The following is an 18,472-nucleotide window of genomic DNA, read 5'->3' on the forward strand; positions in this document are numbered from 1 at the left end:
CTGGATGCAGTCCGCGACGGGCGGGATCGGGCTGACCTGTCGGCTTCGATCGACGCAGGCGGCCGGAGCATTCCCGTCGGTCCACTCCCTGAGACCCATGCTTACGGGTTCGGGGAGGGGCCCGGCCGTCGTGCCTCATCGGCTCACAATCTGGATCGGCGCGCGAGCACGTGCCCGATCCCAATGAGAAGCGTATTCGCCAGGACGGTCAGGTAAGCGTCGCCGCTCCGCTGGATCGCCGCATGCGCACGGAGGCCGTGATCGGCCGCCTGATACAGCGGATCATCCTCGGCCGAGGCGTCGGAACGTGAGCCGAGGGCAGCCCGCCGGGTGTCCGTCGTGTCGATGTAGATCCCGTAGCCCCGCATGGTGCCCGAAGCGTCGCGCCCGAGATAGCCGCGATTGAGGATCCATCGCACCTCACCGGTCTTGGTGACGACGCGGAACTCCGCCGCGATGGGTCCACCGGTCAGGCGCGCGTGGCGGATCCAGGTGAACACCCAGTCCCGATCCTCTGGATGAAGGCGTGACAGGGCGACTTCCAGCGTAATCGGTTGCTCGGCGAGCTTCCCGTTGCCGGCCATCAGGGTCGCGGCCCCTTCATCCAGCAGGGAGAGCCCCGCACTGACGTCCGTGTTCCAAGTACCGATGATCCCCGCGGCCCGGAGTGCAGATACGTTCATCGTCCCCGATAACATTGGCCCTCCGATCCCCGGTCGTGACCGCACGGTGCCGTTCGCCGCAGTCGGCCCACGACACCGAACGCGGTGCGAATCTGGTTATCCGCCGATCGCGAAGCCAATTTCGCAGGCAGAACATGGATTAAATCGCGTCCGCAACGTTGAGACGACCCGGATATGGTGAGCATCACGTCCATCCGGTTTCCCTTCATCCTTTCAACGCCCACGGCCATACCCCGTGAGCGATCAAAATGAGCAGGACACTCGCAATCCATACGCTGCGCGATCCGCCTCAACGATGATGACCGAATGTTTCATCACACAATCAAACGACGACTCTTGGATAAACTTCGAATCTGAACGTGCAAAAAAACATTCCGTTGCCGTACGGTACCGCGCAAAATGAGGGTTTTCACAACGAGGCGGATCGGCCGCCCGAGGCAAGTGAAAGCCGCATCCTGGATTGAATGATATTACCCTTTAGTCTCTGCGCAATCTTTGACCACCAATCAACCGTTCAAATACCGATGTTAAGTCTCGAATTGATTCGATCTGGTTTGCCGTTGTCTTCACGAAGGCTCTGGGTCCGCTCAATCTGACTTGAGGGTCGAACGCGGCTTCACCACCCCTTGTCGTCCGGCTCACCTCAAACAGCGGCGCTGCCCGAAACCCACAGCGCGTGCGCCAGACCGGTCGTCGTATCGGGCTTGGCGTCGCCGATGAAGACGATCAGCGGTCCGTAGGACGTCTTCGGCGGATGGTAGAAATCGAGCAGGCCGGGGTGAAGATCTTGGAGAAAACGCGGAGGATGCCCCGCGGCGCGAAGCAGGTGATCGATGACCACCTGATCGCCGTGGACGGCGTTCGGCACCGCGCCACATGACCCCGGCGCCATCCAGCGCTGGGGATCGGCGGCGAACCGCTCGTACAGGAATGCGAGGCCGTTCCCCTCCCACCGCACGAAGGCGCTGGAAACCCGGCCTTTATGAAAATAGTCCTCCATTGTGGCGAAGCCCGGTTCGGCGAGGGCCGTCGCGTCGGCGGCGAAGATGGTGTCGAGGTCGCATAGGACCATGGTGCCGAGGCCAAGATCCGGCCGGAAGGCTTCCATCTTCGACCACCAGCCGGGCCAGCCGTGCCGCAGGGGAACGGTCTCGACACCCGCGCAGTCGAGGGGGAGGTCGGTGAGGCAGACGATCCGCTCGAAGGCGGGGGCGTAACGGCGCGCGCCTGCGGCGAGGCGCTCGACCCAGACCGCGTCGTAACGGCCGCCGCTCTTGAGGACGGTGAGGAGAGTGGTCATCGGGCGTGCCGGTTTTTCAGGAAGCGAGGGGATGAAGCCGCAGCCGGCCGGCCGCCTCGGCGGCTGCGAACCAACGCCGTTCGGCGTCCCACGGATGGCCCGGCCACCCGGCGAAGCCGAAGCCGTAGACCTCGATGGGCGGAAGGGCAGGGGGGCGCCCCTCCAGGATGGCGAGGGCGACGAGGAATCCGGTGCTCGGGTTCGGAGTGCCGCCAGCATCGGGTCCAAGGAGGTGGTGGGCCCGCGCATGCAACTCCGCCGTGAGGCCATGCACCGGACGGTGGCCGAGCCGGGTCCGCAGGGGCACCGTCCAGCACACGCGCTCATGCGCGCCCTCCTCGTGCGGCGCGAGTTCGGGAAAGGGGAGAAGGTAGCGGCCGGCTTCACGGACGACGGGCCGCGCCAGAAACCCGTCGTCCTCGACCCAGGCGCGGGCTTGGCCACCGCGATTGACGAGGGCGAGGACGGTCACGCGTTCGCCCGCCGGACCGCCGAAGCCCTGCGCGTTGTTGAAGCGGACGACGCAGGCGGCGGCATCGATGGCCCGGCCACGGTCGCCGAGTTCGGGGGCGTTGCCGACGAGGGCGAGGCTCGGCGCGTCGAAGGCCGGAAGGGGCAGTCTGGCGATAATGTCCTCCACCGCCCTGGCATCGCTCCCGTTCGACCGGAAGGATGCCCCGACGCGCAGCCGCTTCACGGCGTCTCTCATAAGGGATGCGGTGGACCGCCCAACAGGGTACGCAGCGTCGCGCCAGAGGGCTGAGGGATCGAGGCCAATGCGACGCTGCTTCCTGTGCGACGCCGACACCCTGGAGCCGACGGCACGGTGCATCCGCTACCCCGACGGGGCACGGCGCGACTTTGCCCTGGCCTGCGCCTCCTGCGGCGTCGTCATCGCGGAAGAAGCCGACGGTGCGGCGTGCTGGCGCCATCTCGCCAAAAGCCTCGCCGAGCCGACCTTCCGGCTCGCACCTGAGGCGGCCTACGGCCTCGACCTCTATACCCTGCGCACGGCCGCCACCCGGCTCGGGCGCGGCGTGCGCCCGGCGAGCGAAGCCGATCGCACGGCGCTCCGCCATCCGCATGCGGAGCGGGCGGCCTACGGCGCGGTCTTCCCCCTGTCGACCCTCCATCCCCAGGCGGTGTCCCTCGGTCTCCTCTGCCGCCGCGCCGATCTCGACCACGTCCTCGACGGCCTGCCGGCGCAGGCGGCCTGGACCTCGGACGTGGCGATCCTCGTCGACGGCCCGGAGGAAGCGCCGGTGATCGGCGCGGTCCCCGGCTTCCCTGCGGGTGCCGTCCGGATCGCCGGGCGCCCCCTGGCCGAGGATTTCGCCGCCCAGCGCAACGCCCTGCAGGATCTGGCCCGCCGCCCCTGGATGCTGCAACTCGACGCCGACGAGGCGCTGGGCGCGGCGACGGGGCAGGGGTTGCCCTTTCTCGCCGCCCTCGCCGACGCGGAAGAGGCGGTGTCCATCGGTCTTGCCCGCCGCAATCGCGTCGACGGAACCCTGTCCGACGTCTACCCCGATGTGCAGTACCGCCTGAACCGCGCCACCGTTCGCTTTCGCGGCCGCGTGCACGAACGCCCGGACCTCGGTGGCGACTGGCGCCGGGGCTTCATCGCCCTCCATGGGGCCATCGAGCACCGGCTGTCCCGCGCCCATGTGGAAGCGCGCTCGCGGCGTTACGAGGCGATGGACCCCGGGCGGGGCCGGCCCGAGGAGGAGACGGCCCTGCTGCGCCCCTATCGGCCGTGATGTGCGCCCCGCGACGATGGCGGCGCGGGCGAAGCGCGACCCAGCCCTTGCGAAGGGCCTCAGTTCGCGTTCGGCGTGACCGCTGTCATGGCACGCGCGTACAAGGCCAGGGTCTCGCTGCCGAGCCGCGCCCGGTCGAAGGCGCCGCTCGCCGACAGGGCGTTTTTACGTAGCCCCAGGCGTAAGGCGGGGTCGAGCAGCAGGGGCCGGATGGCGTCGGCCAGGGCCGGTCCCGTCGCTTCCCACGCAAGGCGACCGGCCTCCGGTGCGCCGACGAAGGCGCGGGCACTGGCATCCTCGGCGCAGGCCACCACCGGGCGGCCGTAAGCGAGGGCCTCCTGATAGACGAGGCCGAAGCTCTCGTAGCGCGACGGCGCGAGCACTGCGTGCGACGCCGCGTAGGCCGCGTCGAGGGCGGGGGCATCGATGCGGCCGAGGGGGCGCAGGCACCGCCGGGCCGCCGCCGGCAGGTCCGCCGGCAGATCGGTCTCCGGGACGCCCACAAGGTCGATAACGAACGGCGGCAGCGTGCACGCCTCGGCTTCGGCCCCGAGGATCGCGGCGGCGGCGAGCAGACAGTCGAACCCCTTGCGTCGCTCGGCCCGGCCGACGAACAGCAGGCGGAGCGGGCCGCCCGTCCCGTCCGGGTATGGCGCCGCGCGGCCGCGTTCAAGGCGATCCGGCGGCAGGCTCAGGCCGACGACTGCGTGGGGGCGGGCGGGCCCGAGGCCGTAAAGATCGATCATCCGGGCGGCGTGCTCGGCCGTGTTCGAGATCAGGCCGGCGCTGCCCCTGGCCTGCCGGCGCTCGAGACGATCGGCGGTCAGACCGTCGAGGCGGTCGCGCAGGGAGACGGCCCGCCCCCGCGTGAAGGCGGCAGGCGTCGAGTTCCGGGTCACGAGGGGCAGGGCCGTACCGACGAGAAGCGCCGCCGGGGCATACCAGTTCGTCGCCTCGACGCAGTCGAACGGCGTCCGCGCATGGGCCCAAAGCACCGCCCGCCGGAACGCCAGAGGCGCGGCGAGGTGCCCGAGCGAGCCCCACCGGCGCAGGCGCGCCAGGGCCGAGCCCGGCGGGAGGCCGAGCCCCCGGACCGTCACGCCGTCCCGCTCCTGGCACCCCGTCCGGTCGAGGGTGAACACTGTGACGGCGACGCCGAGCGCGCTCAGGCTCTCGGCGATCTCACGGGCGGCGGTGGAGAGCCCGCTCGGCGCGGGCGGATAATCCCAGGCGAGGAGGGCCGTGCGCAGGCGGCTCATCGGGCGAGGAGCGTGCGGTAGATCGCGATGTAGTCGGCCGCCATGCGGTCGGCGGTGAAACGCGCCTCGAAGCGCCGGCGCACCCCGGCCCGGTCGATCTCGCCGAGCCGCCCGATGGCCGCGACCGCCTCGGCTTCCGAGGCGACCACGAACCCTGTGACCCCGTCCTCGACGATCTCCGGCACGGAGCCACGGTTCCAGGCGATCACCGGGGTGCCGCAGGCCATGGCCTCGATCATCACGAGGCCGAACGGCTCGGGCCAGTCGATGGGAAACAGGAGCGCCCGGGCGTCGCCAAGGAGCCGCGCCTTGGCCGCATCGTCCACGGGTCCGACATAGACGGCATCATCATCGAGCAGCGGGCGAACCATCCCGTCGAAGTAGCCCGGATTGCCGACATCCACCGTGCCGGCGAGGCGGATGGGGAGGCCCGCCGCCCGGGCGACCCGGATCGCGACGTCCGGCCGTTTCTGGTCGGTCATCCGGCCGACGAAGGCGAGGGGGCCGGATGGATCGGTCCGCAGGGCATAGCGGTCGCAGGCGATGCCGTGATGGACGATGCCGGCGCGGTTCGCCGCCGGAAGGCCGGCTTGCTGCGCCGCCGAGATCGCCGCCACCGGCAGATCGGGAAAACCAGCGAAGAACAGCGCCCGGTCCCGCTCGTCCACCCGCCAATGGATCGTGGTGAGGCTGCGGCACCGCCGCGCACCCAGAATCGCCGCATGGGCGAACTCGCCGTGGCAATGCACGATGTCGAAGGCGTCGAGGCGGCGGGCAAGCCCCTCCATCTGCAAGGCTTCCAGGGCTGCCGGCACCCCCGGGGCGACCCGCCCCTCGCGCGCCTCCAGGGCGGCGAGGCTGGGATAATCCCCGACCCTCGGCAGTTCTGTCACACTGTCGGATGGTGCGAAGAGCGTTACGTCCATCCCTGCATTTTGCAGGGCTACGCTCAGATCGTGGACGACACGCTCCGTACCACCGTGATACAGCGGCGGCGTCGGAAAGATGTTCGGTGCGACCTGGGCGATGCGGATCACAGGTTGTATTTTGCCGCTGGACATAAAACTGGTCGATTTCTTCAAGCGTGATCAGACGGTGCCGATCCGCTGATGTTCATTGTTCATCTTGCGTTTCAAGGATGTCTTCGCGGTCAGGACGTGGCCTATGGCCTCACCGCCGATACGGGCGGCCACATCCGCTACCTGCTCGATCTGGTCCAGGCCTGTGCCCAGGATACGACCGTCGACCGCATCGTGATCGCGACCCGGCTGTTCGCGGGCGCGCACGGCGATGATTACGCCATGCCCGAGGAGCGGATCTCGGGCAAGGCGAGCATCGTGCGGTTCGCCAGCACCTCGCCCGGCTATCTGCCGAAGGAAGCCTTGCACGGCGAAGTGGCGAGCCTATCCGAGGCGCTCATCGCCTGGATCGCGGCGCAGCCCGTCCGCCCCGACGTGATCCATGCCCATTACGCCGATGCCGCCGTGGTCGCCGCACGGGTGGAGGACCGCCTCGGCATCCCGTTCGTGTTCACCGCCCATTCCCTCGGGCGGGTCAAGGCACGGGCGCTTGGGCACCTCGCGCCCGACGCCGCGTCCCTGGCGCACCGGATCGCGGCCGAGGAGACGGCGCTCGCCCGCGCCGCCCTCGTCATCGCCTCGTCCCGGGACGAGGCCGAGGTGCAGTACGCCACGTACGAATCCTACGATCCCGGCCGCATCCGCGTGCTGCCGCCGGGCAGCGATCTGGCGCGGTTCCAGGCCGCACGGCCCTGCCCACGCGTGGACGCCACCCTCGATCGGTTCCTGCGCGAGCCCGGCAAACCGGCTCTGCTCGCGCTCGCCAGGCCGGTGGCGCGCAAGAACCTTGCCGCCCTGGTGGCGGCCTACGGCGAAAGCCCGGAGCTTCAGGCGCGCGCCAACCTCGTTCTCATCGCCGGCACCCGGGGGGACCTCGATGACCTCGACGGCGGCATGGCCGAGACCATGCGCGAACTTCTCGACCTCATCGACCGATACGATCTCTACGGGCGGGTGGCCTATCCGAAGACCCACCGCCCCGAGGACGTGCCGGCCCTCTACGCCTATGCCCGCGTGCGCGGTGGCGTGTTCGTCAATCCCGCCCTCAACGAGCCCTTCGGCCTGACCCTGCTGGAGGCATCGGCCGCCGGACTACCCCTCGTCGCGACGGACAGCGGCGGCCCCAACGACATCGTCGAGACCTGCGGCAACGGCCTCCTCGTCGATCCCCGCGCGCCGGACGAGATCGCCCGCGCGTGTCTGCGCATCCTCGACGAACCCGGCCTGCGCGAGCGGTTCGTCGCCGGCGGTGCCCGGGCGGCGGCGGCCTACGACTGGGACCGCCACGCCGCGCGGTATCACGCCCTACTGCGGGCGCTCGGAGCGGCCGAGCCGCCGCTGGGCGATCCGCGCCAACTCCTCATCTGCGACATCGACAATACGCTCGTCGGCTGCGACGCGGGTCTCAGCGCGTTCCGGCTGTGGCGCAGCGAGCAGGAGGGGCTCGCCTTCGGCGTCGCCACCGGGCGCTCGTTTCACAGCGCCATGGCGATCCTCGAACAGCAGGCGAGCCCGCGGCCCCAGGTGATGATCACCTCCGTCGGCTCGGAGATCTACCACCTCGACCCCAACGGCGTGAGCTATACCGCCGACGCGGCCTGGCGGACCATCGTCTCCCGCGACTGGAACCGGGCGGCGGTGCAGGCCGCCCTCTCCGGGGTGGCGGATCTCACGGCCCAGGGTCCCCTTGAGCAGCGCCCGCACAAGCTCAGCTACTTCGGCGATGCGGGCTCGGCCCGGCTGGCGCGTGGTGCCCTCGAGGCCGCCGGCCTCCCGGCCTCGATCATCCACAGCCACGGCCGATACCTCGACGTGCTGCCGCCGGCGGCGTCGAAGGGCACGGCCGTCGATCACGTCCGCGTCCTCTACGGCCTGTCCGAGGACGACGTCTTCGTTGCGGGTGATTCCGGCAACGACGTGGAGATGCTGCGCGCGGGCCGCCAGGCGATCATCGTGGCGAACTTTTCCGACGACCTCGCGAGCCACACGGCGCTCAAGCATTCCTACGTCGCCCGCGCCACCCATGCACGCGGGGTCATCGAGGGCGTCGCGCATTTCCGCAAGCTGCCCGCGCATGCCGACTGACTTCACGGATCGGCCGCCTCTTCGCGGCGGTGCGGCGTCGGCCAGCGTCCTCACCCTCGTGCGGGGCCGGGAGGCGCATCTGCGCAATCTCATGCGCGGGCTCGCCCGCCAGAGCGTGCCGCCCCTCGAACTCGTGATCGCCTGGATGCAGCCGGAGCCGGCCTCCGACCTGCCGGATCCCGGCTGTCCCGTCCGCCATCTGCACGTGCCCGGCGAGCCGATGCCGCTCGCTGCCGCCCGCAACCGGGCCGCCGAGGCGGCGCGCGGCGAACGCCTGATCTTCCTCGACGTCGACTGCATCCCGGGGCCCGGCCTCGTCGCCGCCTATGCGGGGGCGCCAATCGAAGCCCTGCTGCTGGGCGAGGTGATGTATCTCCCCGAGGGGGCCGTGGGCCCGGATCTCGACATCGCCGCCCTCGATCACGCCGGACGGGTTCATCCGGCGAGACCCCCGATCCCGGAGACCGGCCTTCGCCCGGAGCCGGACGCGACCGAACTCTGGGGCCTCTCCTTCGCCCTGCCGGCCGGGGCCTATGCCGGCATCGGCGGCATGGACGAGGGCTTCACCGGCTACGGCGCCGAGGAGACCGACTTCGCCGTGCGCCTCGCCGCCTCCGGCCTGCCGACCTGCTGGGTCGCGGGCGCCCGCGCCTATCACCAGCATCACCCGGTCCACGTGCCGCCGCTGCATCATTTCGAACACATCCTGCGCAACGCCGTGCGCTTCCACGCCCGCCACGGCCGCTGGTGTATGGAGTACTGGCTCGGGCAGTTCCGCGAGGCCGGGTTCATCGCCTGGGACGCGGACGGGCCGGCGATCCGGCGCCTGCGGGCGCCGTCGCCCGCCGAGATCGCCGCCACGCGGCAGCCCGGCACCTGCCTGTTCTCCTGATCCGTTCGAGAGTCATGACGAAACCCATTGCCTTCTTCGTCCACCACCAGGGGCGGGGACACGCCAACCGCACCCGAGCCCTGGTGGCCGAGTTCTCGCGGCAGCGGCCGGTCTCGGTGCTCACCGCCGACCCCAGCCTATTCGACGGATTCGCCCGCGACATCGAGGTGGTGGCTCTGCCCAACATGATCGGCGCCGCCGTACCGACGGCCCGCCTCTTCGCCGAGCCGACGCCCCGGGTGATGCATTGCGTGCCGCTCGGCGTTTCCGAGACCCGCCGGACCATGCGCACGATCCTCGACCACCTCGACGACAGGCAAGTCGGCCTGTTCGTCGTCGACGTCTCTGCCGAGATCGCGCTGCTCGCGCGGGCCGCCAGCGTGCCGGCCGTGCAGATTCGCATGCACGGCGACCGCTCCGACATCGGCCATATCGGGTCCTACGAGGCGTGCGTCGGCATGCTCGCCCCCTTCGACGCGCGCCTAGAACAGGACGATTATCCCACCTCCCTGCGGGCCAAGACCTTCTACAGCGGCGGCCTGTGCACGAGCGTCGACCCGGTGCCGTCCAGGGCCGAGGCCCGCGCTCGGCTGGGCCTCGACCCGGCCCAGGAGATCATCGTCGCAGTGACGGGGGGCGGGGGCAGCGGCACGCCCTACGCGCCCCTCACCGTCGCGGCCCGCGCCGTGCCCAACGCACTGTGGCTCACCCTCGGGCCGACCCACCGCGAGGGGCACGAGACAGACTTTTCGAACCTGCGCGAACTCGGCTGGGTGGCGTCCGTGACGGATTACCTCGCGGCTGCCGACATCGTCATCGCGTCCGCCGGCGACAACACCGTCCACGAGGTCGCGCGCGTCGGCGGCCGCCTCGTGGTGATGCCCGAATGGCGCTATTTCGGCGAGCAGACCCGCAAGGCCGAAGCCTTAGTCCGCCTCGGCGCCGCCGTGCAGGCGCCTGTCTGGCCTGGAGACCTCGAAGGCTGGCGCCAGCTCCTCGACCGCGCCCGGCGCCTCGACGGCGAAACCCTGCGCCCGCTCCACGCTCCCGAGGCTGCCGCACGGGCCGCCGGCTGGCTCGAAGGTCTCACCGACGAACTCTGGGCCGGCGCCCCCGCCGCCTGACCGCCCGCGCAACCCATCGGGACCTCGCCGCATGCTCTCCGTTTCCGTCGTGACCCTCGCCAAGGGACGGCCCGCGCACCTCGCCAACATGGTGCTCGGCCTGATGCGCCAGACCCACAGGCCAGTGGAACTCATCGTCGCCTGCATGCAGGACGAGCCCTACAGCCTGCCCGAGGCACCGTTTCCGATCCGCCAGATCCCCATGGCGTCCGATCCGCTGCCGCTCGCCGCCGCGCGCAACCGGGCCGTCGCTGCCGCGAGCGGGGAGGGCATCGTTTTCCTCGACGTCGATTGCATCCCGGCCCCCAGCCTCGTGGCGGATTACGCCGAGCGCCTCGCCACGTTCGGCGGCCTCCTCATGGGCGAGGTGCTCTACCTTCCGGGCGAGGCCACGCGGGGCGACTGGACCACCGAGGCGTTCGCAGCCATCGCCGTGAAACACTCCGATCGGCGCGGGCCGCCGCCCGAGGGCATCGAGATCTGCAACGATTACCGCTGCTTCTGGTCGCTCAACTTCGCCATGCGGCGGGAGACCTTCCTGGCGACGGGCGGGTTCGACGAGAGCTACACGGGCTACGGCGGCGAGGACACGGATTTCGGCAAGATGCTCGACCAGCGCGGCATCGCCATCGCCTGGCTGAAGGGGGCGCTCGCCTATCACCAGTACCACCCGCACCACATGCCGCCGATCCATCATCTCGCCAGCGTGGTGCGCAACGCCGAGCGCTTCGAGGCGAAGTGGGGCTACCGCACCATGGGCCACTGGCTCTACGCGTTCCGCCTCATGGGCCTCATCGACGATGCGCCCGGCCGGCCGATCCGCATCCTGCGCGCGCCGGACGCCGACGACCTGGCGCTGACGGGTCAGGAGAGCCACCAGCCCTACGCCAACACGGCGTCCGTCATCCGCATCCTCGACGCCCGCATCGCCCGCGCCGTCCCGGAGCCGGCATGAGGATCGCGCTCCTCGCGCATGCCCGCCAGCCCATCGCGCCGCCGTTCCGGGGCGGGATGGAGGCCCATAGCTGGCACCTCGCCCACGGGCTGCAGGCGCGTGGTCACGAGGTGGTGCTGTTCGCCTCCGGCGACAGCGATCCCGGCTTCACCCTCGACCCCGTGCTGCCCGAGCATCAGGAGAAGACGTTTCCGGGCCAGGAGCACACGGGCAACCCGGCCCTCATCGCCCATCTCGATGCCGGCTACGGTGCCGCCTGCGACCGCATCGCGGCGGGCGGCTTCGACGTGCTGCACAACAACTCCCTCAGCCGCCTGCCCCTCGCCCCCGAGCGGACCGCCAGGATCCCCACGGTCACGTCCCTGCACGTGCCGCCCTACGATGCCCTGCGCTGGTTCGTGCATGCCAGCGCCTCCCCGGCGCACCGGATCACCGTCACATCGCGCAGCCAGAGGCAGGCGTGGTTTCCCGAAGGCCCCCGGCCGGGCGTGTCGGTGCTCCACAACGGCATCGATCCGACGCGGTGGCCCTACCGGGACCGGGGCGACGGCAGCGCCGTCTGGTGCGGCCGGATTACACCCTACAAGGGCACGCATCTGGCGATCCACGCGGCCCGGCGTGCCGGCCTCGCCCTCACCCTGTTCGGCTCGACGGAGGATACGGCCTACTGGGAGAACGAGGTCAGACCGCTCCTCGGTGGCGCGATCCGCTACGGCGGACATCTCGACGGCCCCGCCCTCGCGGTGGAGGTCGGCAGGGCGTCGGTGTTCCTGTTCACGCCGTGCTGGGACGAACCGTTCGGCCTCGTCGCCATCGAGGCCATGGCCTGCGGCTTGCCCGTCGCCAGTTTTGACTTGGGAGCGGCCCGCGAGGTCATCGGCGAAGCGGGCGCCTTCGCCCCGCCCGGGGACAGCGACGCCCTCGCCGACGCCATCGGGGCGGCCCTGGCGATTCCCCGCCGGACGGCCCACGATCGCGTGCGACGCCACTTCACCCACGACGTCTGGCTCGACGCCTGCGAGCGCCTCTACGCCGAGGTCATCGCGTCCGCGAAGGACAGGGGATCGGCCTGAGCGGACTGGGCGCCATCGAGTTCGCCCCCTCGGGGTCCAACTTTGTTCCCACCCCCGACATGCCGCTTTCGGTCACGGGGGGCCCGGACATCCCGCGCGCTAGGTTTCGTTACAACCTTGACGCGATCACCCATGGGGCATCATGACACTCCTGCACCGCATCGGCCGATTCCTCCAGGCGTCCCTTCGACTTTTCGTCCGGGCCCTGACGGGCGGCTTCGACGCCCTCGTCGGGCCGGTCGGACGCCTGAACGACCGGATCGAGGCGCATCTTCTGGACCGCACGCGCCTGTTGCGAGCCCATTACGCGGCGACGTCGAACACCGGCGACGGGCAGCGCGGGGCCTGACGGGACGGTCTACGAAGCAGAGCGGAACACCGGATCAGCAAGGCAGTACCGATGGCCAAGAACAGGACGCAGGATCGCGTGAAGCGCGAGACCGACGAGACGAACGCCCGGATCGCCACCGCCTACGAAAAGCTTTCAGGCAAGTTCCGGGACCGGATGCGCAAGGCCGACGACAAGGCGCAGGCGGCCGCGACGAAGGGCAAGCAGGAAGCCCTGCGCCGACGCTCCGAGCTGTTCGGTCAGGCGGCGAAGGAACTGGAGGACAAGGTCGCGAAGCTCAAGGCGTCCGGCGCCTGACGCACGGCGCCGAAAGGCCCATGGCACGTGGTCCGAGCGAGGCGAAGTCAGGTCGGACGCGACAGGGATTCCTAAAGCGTCGGACCGGCGAAGACGTCCGGTCCGACGCGTTAGATCTTTGATTCTGCATCAGATCTTTCCGAAAAATGGGTCCACTTTTCGGTCCGATGCTCTAGGCTACCCCGAGGGGCAAGCCCTGGAGGCGGCGCAGGCAGAGGGCGTGGGCTTCCCGTGAGGCGCTTCGCGCATCCTGTAGGCTTTGCGCCGGATCGCCACCGGCGGCGATGACGTCCTGAAGGGCCCGGCAGGTGTGCGCAACCCGGTCGAAGCCGAGGCTTCCGGCCGCCGAGATCAGGGCATGGGCGACGCGCCCGGCGGCTTCCCACTCTCCATCCGGGGGAAACGCGACCTCAAGGGTCCGGCACAGGCGAGCGACCAGCTCGTCGACCTGTCGCGCACCGACGAGCGCTTCGAGGGCGGCCAGTCGCTTCGGATCGATGGGGTGTGCGGGGGATGCCGCAGGCGCTGGGCCGAGGGCGGACGTGCCCGGCTCGGGAACGGTCTCGGTGCATTCGCGGACCCGTGGGGGCTGCCAGCCCGTCCCGGCTTCGCTCCGGCCGACGCACAAGACGGCATCCCGACCAGCCGACGTGAGGGCGGCGACGATGCCGCCGGCTTCGGGCTCGCAGGCGAGCGAACCGGCCTCCATGAGCTGCAGCACCACCGCCATGAGGTCCACCTTCGAGAGGCCGGTTTCATAGGTGGCGCCCGGCGCCGCATCACCAGCCCGCAAACCGAGGCTGCGGTCGGCGACGAAGAGCAGGGCGGCGAGGCGTGCCGCAGGATCGGTCGGGAGATCCGAGGGGAGGGCGGCGCGGCGGCGGGCGAAGGCGAGGGCCGTCTCGGCGAGGGCCGTCCACGAGTCCGGATCGCCGACCCGGAAAACGCCGTCGCAGGCGGCGGCGAAGCGCCCCGTGAGGTCGAAGGCCGGAAGAAGTCCGGCCGGGCCGGCCGCCCGGAGTTCACGCAGGTCGTCGAGGCCGGCTTCGGCGCTGATGAGGACGATGTCGGCGTCGGACGCCGTGACCGCCGGCGCGAAGGCCTGCGCCACGGCCTCCGCCTCGGCGTCCGAGGGGGCGGGATAGAGGATCGCGCGGGGCAGGCCCTTGAGGCCGCGCCGCCGCCAGAGCACATCGGCCGGATGGAGTGGGACATCGGCGGGTTCGGCCGTCCCCGGCCCGGTCGCGGGCTGCAACAGCCGGTCGAGGGTCGCGAACAGGGTCGCGGGATCGAGGGGCTTGACCAGGATTGCGTCGAACAGCGTGTCGGCGCCCCGGCGTGAGGCGAGGCCCAGGTGGTCGGCCGTGATGCCGACGAGGCGCACCCGATCCTGTGTCCGGGCGAGTTCCCGCATCAGGCGCGCGAGGGCATAGCCGTCCATCTCCGGCAGGTGGTAGTCGATGAGCACGATCCCGTGGCGGCGTTCGCTGAGCAAGCGCAGGCCCAAGAATCCGTCGGCCGCGATATCGACGCGGTCGCCACGGCTCTCGCAAAGGGCGCGGATCAGCGCCTGCGTGTCCGGGTCGTCCTCGACGAGGAGGATGCGCGTGCCGGCCCCGGATGGTCCGAACTCGGTCGTCTCAGGGGACATGGTCGCTCTCCCGCCGGACCGGTTACCGGGTGGATGGGCCGGCCGGCCCGCGATAGGCCTCGGGCGGAAGATCCGCCGCGAGTATGCCGGATCCGGTGCTCGGCGCGCCACCACCGAGGCCCGCAAGCGTGCCCCGCATCACGTCCACAGGCGGCGCCGCGACCGTGGGCGTGTCGACGCCGAGGTAGCGCCGGCCGGCCGGGTCAACGGCGGAGGGCGAGGCCGCGACCGCACCGGCGGCGGCGAACTCGCGGCGCGCGACGGGCTCCGCCCGCGCGATGGCGACCCGCGTGGGCCGGGTCTGGCGGCGCGGCGAAGTGGCGTGCCGGTTCTGGATGGGCGGCGACTCCGCAACGGGCTGGACCGCGAAGCGGGGAACGATGCGAAGCTGGTTCACCGCCGCCGCCATTGCCTCAAGGGTGATGTCGGCCCGGCAGAGCCGTACCCGCAGGGACATCGGCGCGGCGCCGTCCTGCCCGGCGTCGAGGGCGGGCGCCGCCGCGATCCACTGCCAGGCGTAGAGGCAGCGGGCCCCAGCGCCATTACGGCCGATGGCGAGGCCGTAGGGGCCGTAGGCATTGGCGGCCGGGCGCGTCACGACCTGCATGGCGATGCCGGGAAAGGCGCCCGCCATCTCGGCACGGATGCCCGCCTCGGTCGGCTTGTCCGGAACGTCGAGCGACCCATCGCCGAGCGGCTCCGGCGCACTGCCGGAGCGCCAGACGCCGACCCGGATCGCGTTCTCACCGGGATCCCCGCGCGGCGTCGAACCGAGGACGATGGTCTGCGCGAACGCGGCGGCCTCGTCGCGCTCCCGCAGGCGGGTCGGACGCCCAATCCAGGCGGGCAGCGCCACGACCGCGCTCGCCCGGCGCTCGGGAGTGCGGGAACCGGCCAGCCGCGGCGCGGTGCCGGAGAGGGGATCGAGGGCGGCGTCGAGGCTGGCGTAGCGCGCCGGGCTCGTCGAAGCCGTCGGGCCGTGGGCGTTGCAGCCGCCGAGCGCCAGGGCGGCGGCGAGGAGGGGGAGCAGGCGGCTGGTCACGGGGTGCGGTTCCGCTGAGGCGAGGTCGGGCGCCGGATCGATCCGGTGGTGGCGATGTCGGAGGCCTGGCCGGCGGGCACGGTGCGCTGGTCGGACCACAGCGTGCCGAGCGGCACCGGTTTCTCCATGGCTGTCGGCGTGCTGGCGGCCTCCTCGCCGTTCCAGCCGGGCTTGAGCGAGAAGCCGAAACGCTCGTAGGGCATCGGGCCGACGCCCGGCACCCGCCGGGCGATCGTCGCCGGCCGGCCGATGGCGCGATTGGGCCAGCGCAGGTCGACGACCTCCGGAGTCCCCGTCGGCGCCACCCGCAAGTCGTTCTCCATCAGCACGGGGATCGGGAATTCGCTGCGCCGGACCTGCGGCGTCGCGGCGACGGGCGCGCCGATCTCGTCCGGCCGTGGCACGCGGGCGCGCCGCCCGGTGGTGTTGGCGGTGTTCGGCGCCGAGAGGTCGAGATAGCCCGAGGTCTGCACCGTCGAGACCGGCTGAAGGATGGGTTTCGCCGGCGCCTGTTCGCAGGCCATCGGGCGGTCGCCGGGTGGTTGGAACAGGAGGTCGACCACCTTCGGGAACAGGCCGTCGTAGCGGTTGACGGTTTCGACGAAGGCGCGCTGCTGATGGAGGCGGCGCAGGGTCAGGGCGTAGCCATAGACCGTCGCCTCCTTGGGAAACCACGCCACGGCACGCTTGAACCAACCGAGCGCCGTCTCGAACTGGCAGTTGTTGTAGGCGTACCAGGCAAGCGCCTGCGCGCCCTCGCCGGAAGCGGTGGTGGCCGTGACTTGAGCGTAGCGCCTTAAACGCTCCGGTTCGATCACCGGGGGAACCTCACGGGTGAGGTCGGCCTCGAGCAGATCGATGAACAACAGGGTGTTGTTCACCAGCGGCTCGCGCCAGGCATAGGCCACGTCCTCGGCGTCGCGCCGCAACCCGAGTTCGCGCAGCGTATGGGCAAGCCCGTGCGCCACCGTGGCGTCGCCGCCGCGCGCGATCGCCCGCTTGAACCAGGCGAGGGCGACGGGGAAGTCGCGCCGCTTGAACGCCAGCCAGGCGACGAGGGCCGGCTGGTTCGCGTCGGTGGCGGCCTCGGCGTAGGTCTGAAACGCCGTGAGATCGTCGGCCGACACCGTCTGGCCGGTCTCGTCGTGGAGCACGGCGGAGATGCGGCCCCGGATCAAGTCGATCCGGACGGGATCGGCCTCGCCGGGCTTCAGGAGGGCGGCGAGGCGATCGACCTCGCCCATGGGCAGGAACGCCATGGCGCGCAGGAGGGTGACGCGACACGCTTCGGGGTCGAGGGCCGGAGCGGTCATCATGCGCGTCAGCCATTCGAGGGCCTCCGGCCTGCGTCCGGTGCGGCTCCAGGCCTCGGCCACGGCCCAGCCGAGTTCGGCCTCGCCCGGATCGAGCTCGGCCCGGCGGGCGTCGGCGAGGCGGGCGAGTTCGATCCAGCGGGCGCCCTTGGCGAGGTCGACGGCTGCGAGGCGCAGCTCCCGCCGCGCCACGGCCCGCGTCAGGGCCGGGGACGGCGTCCAGCGGGGCTCGGCGCGGGTCCGCTCGGCGAGGGCGGCGCGCAGCTCGGCGACGCGACCGGCGGCGAGGAGATCCCAGAGCGGACCTTCGTCCTCGCCGCCGGGCTCGGCGGTCCAGAGGTCGGCGGGCGGCTGCCAGCCTGGATGGCGCCGGCGCAGCCGCTCGATCTCGGCCTCGACCCGGTCGGTCCGCTTCTGCGCCGCGTAGTAGCGCAGGGCCACCTCGTCGGGTCGCTCCACAGCTGCGGGCGCGGCCGACGCGGCTCCGGCGAGGCCGCCGGCCACGAGGGCGAGGATCAGCGCGGCGCGCATGCGGGAAACCTCGTCTTGAGGGCGGTGAGCGCCAGGAGATGCAGGCTCACCGGGTAGTAGTTCTCTTGTCCGGCCCGCACCTTGCGCAGGGCGGCGGGGAACGGGGTGCCATGGGCGGCGCAAGCGCCGAGTGCCGGAATCGCCCCGTATCCGGTCTCGGGCAGGCGCTCGACGACGCGACCGCTCTGGGTGTCGACGAGGGCGAGACCGCCGACCTCGGGCTTGTCCCACAGGGCGAGGAAGGGCGCGTAGAGGTCCGGATCGGTCACGCCGGCCATGGCGAGGTAGAGGGGGATGCGCAGGGCGTTGTAGCCGAAGGTCGGCGCGAACCCCTCGGCCGGGCGCGGCGCGTCGCCCGACAGGGAGATCCACTCGACGGGCAGCCGCGCCGTGCCGAAGCGGGCGGCGGCGATGAGGCGGCGGCCGCTGCGGTCGAGGCCGGCCCAGTCGAATTCGGGGGCGAGGAGGGCCACCCGGTCGAAGGCCGGGAAGATCCAGTAGGACAGGTTGACGACGGGGCCGTCGCCCCGGTCCTCGGCCGAGAAGCCCGAGACGCCCGGAAGCAGCAGCGGCCCGTGGGCGGCCCGCGGCAGAATGAGCTTTCGCCCGAGCTCGACGGCGATGCGACGCCCCGCGACCGTGTGCGAAGGGTCGTGCCAGGCCTCGGAGGCTTCGGCGAGCGCCCAGGCGACGAGGAGGTCCCCGTCGGAGGCATCGTTCATGTCGGCCACGGCCGGTCGCTTGTCCGGCTCCCAGCGCCACGCGATGAGCTGGTCGTCGCGGACCATCAGGTTCGCGCGCGTCCAGGTCCAGATCCGCTCGAACGCCGCGCGGTCGCCGGCGGCGACGGCCAGGAGCATGCCGTAGCCCTGCCCCTCGGAATGGCTGATGCCGCCATTGCCCGTATCGACGACGCGGCCCTGCTCGGTGACGAAGCGCGCCTTGTAGGCGGCCCAAGCCTGGGCATCCGTCAAGGCACCGAGCAGGGGTGCCGTCGCGGTCTGGGCCGGGGCCGGACCGCCGAGCATGGCAAAACCCATGATCAGGCAGAGCGCGGCGCGGATGTGTTGCAGGGATCG

The 18,472-nt window shown here is 71.2% G+C and carries 17 protein-coding genes; 8 read left to right on the top strand and 9 right to left on the bottom strand.

Annotated elements, in window-relative coordinates; genetic code table 11:
* Positions 1 to 143: 143 nt before the first annotated feature.
* The 3 genes from MFF01_RS18165 to MFF01_RS18175 all read right to left on the bottom strand — a co-directional run bounded on the left by MFF01_RS18165 (position 144) and on the right by MFF01_RS18175 (position 2,623).
* Positions 144 to 683 carry a PAS domain-containing protein gene (locus MFF01_RS18165; RefSeq protein ID WP_238227562.1) on the bottom strand — a complete coding sequence of 180 codons (540 nt, stop codon included), beginning with the start codon at positions 681 to 683 and terminating at the stop codon, positions 144 to 146.
* Between the two features lie 643 nt (positions 684 to 1,326).
* A complete protein-coding gene (locus MFF01_RS18170; RefSeq protein ID WP_238227564.1) occupies positions 1,327 to 1,983 on the bottom strand; it encodes a hypothetical protein in 657 nt (218 codons plus the stop codon).
* Positions 1,984 to 1,999: 16 nt separating this feature from the next.
* Positions 2,000 to 2,623, bottom strand: a complete 624-nt coding sequence (locus tag MFF01_RS18175) for a glycosyltransferase family 29 protein (RefSeq protein ID WP_238227618.1) — start codon at positions 2,621 to 2,623, stop codon at positions 2,000 to 2,002.
* A 136-nt stretch (positions 2,624 to 2,759) separates the two neighbouring features.
* Between MFF01_RS18175 and MFF01_RS18180 the strand changes: the two genes are divergently transcribed.
* A complete protein-coding gene (locus MFF01_RS18180) occupies positions 2,760 to 3,743 on the top strand; it encodes a glycosyltransferase family protein (protein ID WP_238227566.1) in 984 nt (327 codons plus the stop codon).
* Between the two features lie 59 nt (positions 3,744 to 3,802).
* Here the strand turns inward: MFF01_RS18180 and MFF01_RS18185 are convergent, their stop codons facing one another.
* Both MFF01_RS18185 and MFF01_RS18190 read right to left on the bottom strand, forming a co-directional pair.
* Positions 3,803 to 4,993 carry a glycosyltransferase family 4 protein gene (locus MFF01_RS18185; RefSeq protein ID WP_238227619.1) on the bottom strand — a complete coding sequence of 397 codons (1,191 nt, stop codon included), beginning with the start codon at positions 4,991 to 4,993 and terminating at the stop codon, positions 3,803 to 3,805.
* A gap of 5 nt (positions 4,994 to 4,998) precedes the next feature.
* Positions 4,999 to 6,039, bottom strand: a complete 1,041-nt coding sequence (locus MFF01_RS18190; protein ID WP_238227568.1) for a glycosyltransferase family 4 protein — start codon at positions 6,037 to 6,039, stop codon at positions 4,999 to 5,001.
* A 72-nt stretch (positions 6,040 to 6,111) separates the two neighbouring features.
* Between MFF01_RS18190 and MFF01_RS18195 the strand changes: the two genes are divergently transcribed.
* The 7 genes from MFF01_RS18195 to MFF01_RS18225 all read left to right on the top strand — a co-directional run bounded on the left by MFF01_RS18195 (position 6,112) and on the right by MFF01_RS18225 (position 12,856).
* Entirely contained in the window at positions 6,112 to 8,166 is a 2,055-nt protein-coding gene (locus MFF01_RS18195) for an HAD-IIB family hydrolase (RefSeq protein WP_238227570.1), read from the top strand.
* A complete protein-coding gene (locus MFF01_RS18200) occupies positions 8,156 to 9,058 on the top strand; it encodes a glycosyltransferase family 2 protein (protein WP_238227572.1) in 903 nt (300 codons plus the stop codon). Before MFF01_RS18195 ends, MFF01_RS18200 begins: the two co-directional genes overlap by 11 nt.
* 14 nt (positions 9,059 to 9,072) lie before the next feature.
* Complete coding sequence (locus tag MFF01_RS18205) at positions 9,073 to 10,182, top strand: glycosyltransferase (protein WP_238227573.1); 1,110 nt, start codon at positions 9,073 to 9,075, stop codon at positions 10,180 to 10,182.
* Positions 10,183 to 10,213: 31 nt separating this feature from the next.
* The gene (locus MFF01_RS18210; protein WP_238227574.1) at positions 10,214 to 11,137 is read left to right on the top strand and encodes a galactosyltransferase-related protein; all 924 of its coding nucleotides are present in this window, start codon (positions 10,214 to 10,216) and stop codon (positions 11,135 to 11,137) included.
* On the top strand, positions 11,134 to 12,210 hold the full coding sequence (locus MFF01_RS18215; protein ID WP_238227575.1) for a glycosyltransferase: 1,077 nt from the start codon (positions 11,134 to 11,136) through the stop codon (positions 12,208 to 12,210). Before MFF01_RS18210 ends, MFF01_RS18215 begins: the two co-directional genes overlap by 4 nt.
* Before the next feature lie 142 nt (positions 12,211 to 12,352).
* The gene (locus tag MFF01_RS18220; protein ID WP_238227576.1) at positions 12,353 to 12,559 is read left to right on the top strand and encodes a hypothetical protein; all 207 of its coding nucleotides are present in this window, start codon (positions 12,353 to 12,355) and stop codon (positions 12,557 to 12,559) included.
* A 51-nt stretch (positions 12,560 to 12,610) separates the two neighbouring features.
* On the top strand, positions 12,611 to 12,856 hold the full coding sequence (locus MFF01_RS18225; RefSeq protein ID WP_238227577.1) for a hypothetical protein: 246 nt from the start codon (positions 12,611 to 12,613) through the stop codon (positions 12,854 to 12,856).
* Between the two features lie 172 nt (positions 12,857 to 13,028).
* Here the strand turns inward: MFF01_RS18225 and MFF01_RS18230 are convergent, their stop codons facing one another.
* From MFF01_RS18230 to MFF01_RS18245, 4 genes are read right to left on the bottom strand one after another with little or no spacing between them, the layout of a single operon-like run.
* Positions 13,029 to 14,507: a response regulator gene (locus tag MFF01_RS18230; RefSeq protein ID WP_238227578.1), complete on the bottom strand. Its 1,479-nt coding sequence runs from the start codon at positions 14,505 to 14,507 to the stop codon at positions 13,029 to 13,031.
* 22 nt (positions 14,508 to 14,529) lie between these two features.
* Positions 14,530 to 15,549 carry a cellulose biosynthesis protein BcsN gene (gene bcsN, locus MFF01_RS18235; protein WP_238227579.1) on the bottom strand — a complete coding sequence of 340 codons (1,020 nt, stop codon included), beginning with the start codon at positions 15,547 to 15,549 and terminating at the stop codon, positions 14,530 to 14,532.
* Positions 15,546 to 17,393 (bottom strand): hypothetical protein, encoded by a 1,848-nt coding sequence (locus MFF01_RS18240; RefSeq protein WP_238227580.1) that lies wholly within the window; start codon positions 17,391 to 17,393, stop codon positions 15,546 to 15,548. The genes bcsN and MFF01_RS18240 overlap by 4 nt, the downstream gene beginning before the upstream one ends.
* On the bottom strand, positions 17,378 to 18,433 hold the full coding sequence (locus MFF01_RS18245) for a family 8 glycosyl hydrolase (RefSeq protein WP_238227620.1): 1,056 nt from the start codon (positions 18,431 to 18,433) through the stop codon (positions 17,378 to 17,380). The genes MFF01_RS18240 and MFF01_RS18245 overlap by 16 nt, the downstream gene beginning before the upstream one ends.
* Positions 18,434 to 18,472: the final 39 nt, after the last annotated feature.

Origin of the sequence: Methylobacterium adhaesivum (assembly GCF_022179065.1) — a bacterium.
In the GTDB taxonomy this organism is placed as follows: domain Bacteria; phylum Pseudomonadota; class Alphaproteobacteria; order Rhizobiales; family Beijerinckiaceae; genus Methylobacterium; species Methylobacterium adhaesivum.

What these genes read in the sequence shown, in the direction of transcription:
- MFF01_RS18200 (WP_238227572.1), top strand. Translation starts at nt 8,156, where the DNA reads ATGCCGACTGACTTCACGGATCGGCCGCCTCTTCGCGGCGGTGCGGCG.
- MFF01_RS18210 (WP_238227574.1), top strand. Translation starts at nt 10,214, where the DNA reads ATGCTCTCCGTTTCCGTCGTGACCCTCGCCAAGGGACGGCCCGCGCAC.
- MFF01_RS18225 (WP_238227577.1), top strand. Translation starts at nt 12,611, where the DNA reads ATGGCCAAGAACAGGACGCAGGATCGCGTGAAGCGCGAGACCGACGAG.
- MFF01_RS18245 (WP_238227620.1), bottom strand. Translation starts at nt 18,433, where the DNA reads ATGGGTTTTGCCATGCTCGGCGGTCCGGCCCCGGCCCAGACCGCGACG.
- MFF01_RS18170 (WP_238227564.1), bottom strand. Translation starts at nt 1,983, where the DNA reads ATGACCACTCTCCTCACCGTCCTCAAGAGCGGCGGCCGTTACGACGCG.
- MFF01_RS18220 (WP_238227576.1), top strand. Translation starts at nt 12,353, where the DNA reads ATGACACTCCTGCACCGCATCGGCCGATTCCTCCAGGCGTCCCTTCGA.
- MFF01_RS18195 (WP_238227570.1), top strand. Translation starts at nt 6,112, where the DNA reads ATGTTCATTGTTCATCTTGCGTTTCAAGGATGTCTTCGCGGTCAGGAC.
- MFF01_RS18230 (WP_238227578.1), bottom strand. Translation starts at nt 14,507, where the DNA reads ATGTCCCCTGAGACGACCGAGTTCGGACCATCCGGGGCCGGCACGCGC.
- MFF01_RS18205 (WP_238227573.1), top strand. Translation starts at nt 9,073, where the DNA reads ATGACGAAACCCATTGCCTTCTTCGTCCACCACCAGGGGCGGGGACAC.
- MFF01_RS18180 (WP_238227566.1), top strand. Translation starts at nt 2,760, where the DNA reads ATGCGACGCTGCTTCCTGTGCGACGCCGACACCCTGGAGCCGACGGCA.
- MFF01_RS18215 (WP_238227575.1), top strand. Translation starts at nt 11,134, where the DNA reads ATGAGGATCGCGCTCCTCGCGCATGCCCGCCAGCCCATCGCGCCGCCG.
- MFF01_RS18240 (WP_238227580.1), bottom strand. Translation starts at nt 17,393, where the DNA reads ATGCGCGCCGCGCTGATCCTCGCCCTCGTGGCCGGCGGCCTCGCCGGA.
- MFF01_RS18165 (WP_238227562.1), bottom strand. Translation starts at nt 683, where the DNA reads ATGAACGTATCTGCACTCCGGGCCGCGGGGATCATCGGTACTTGGAAC.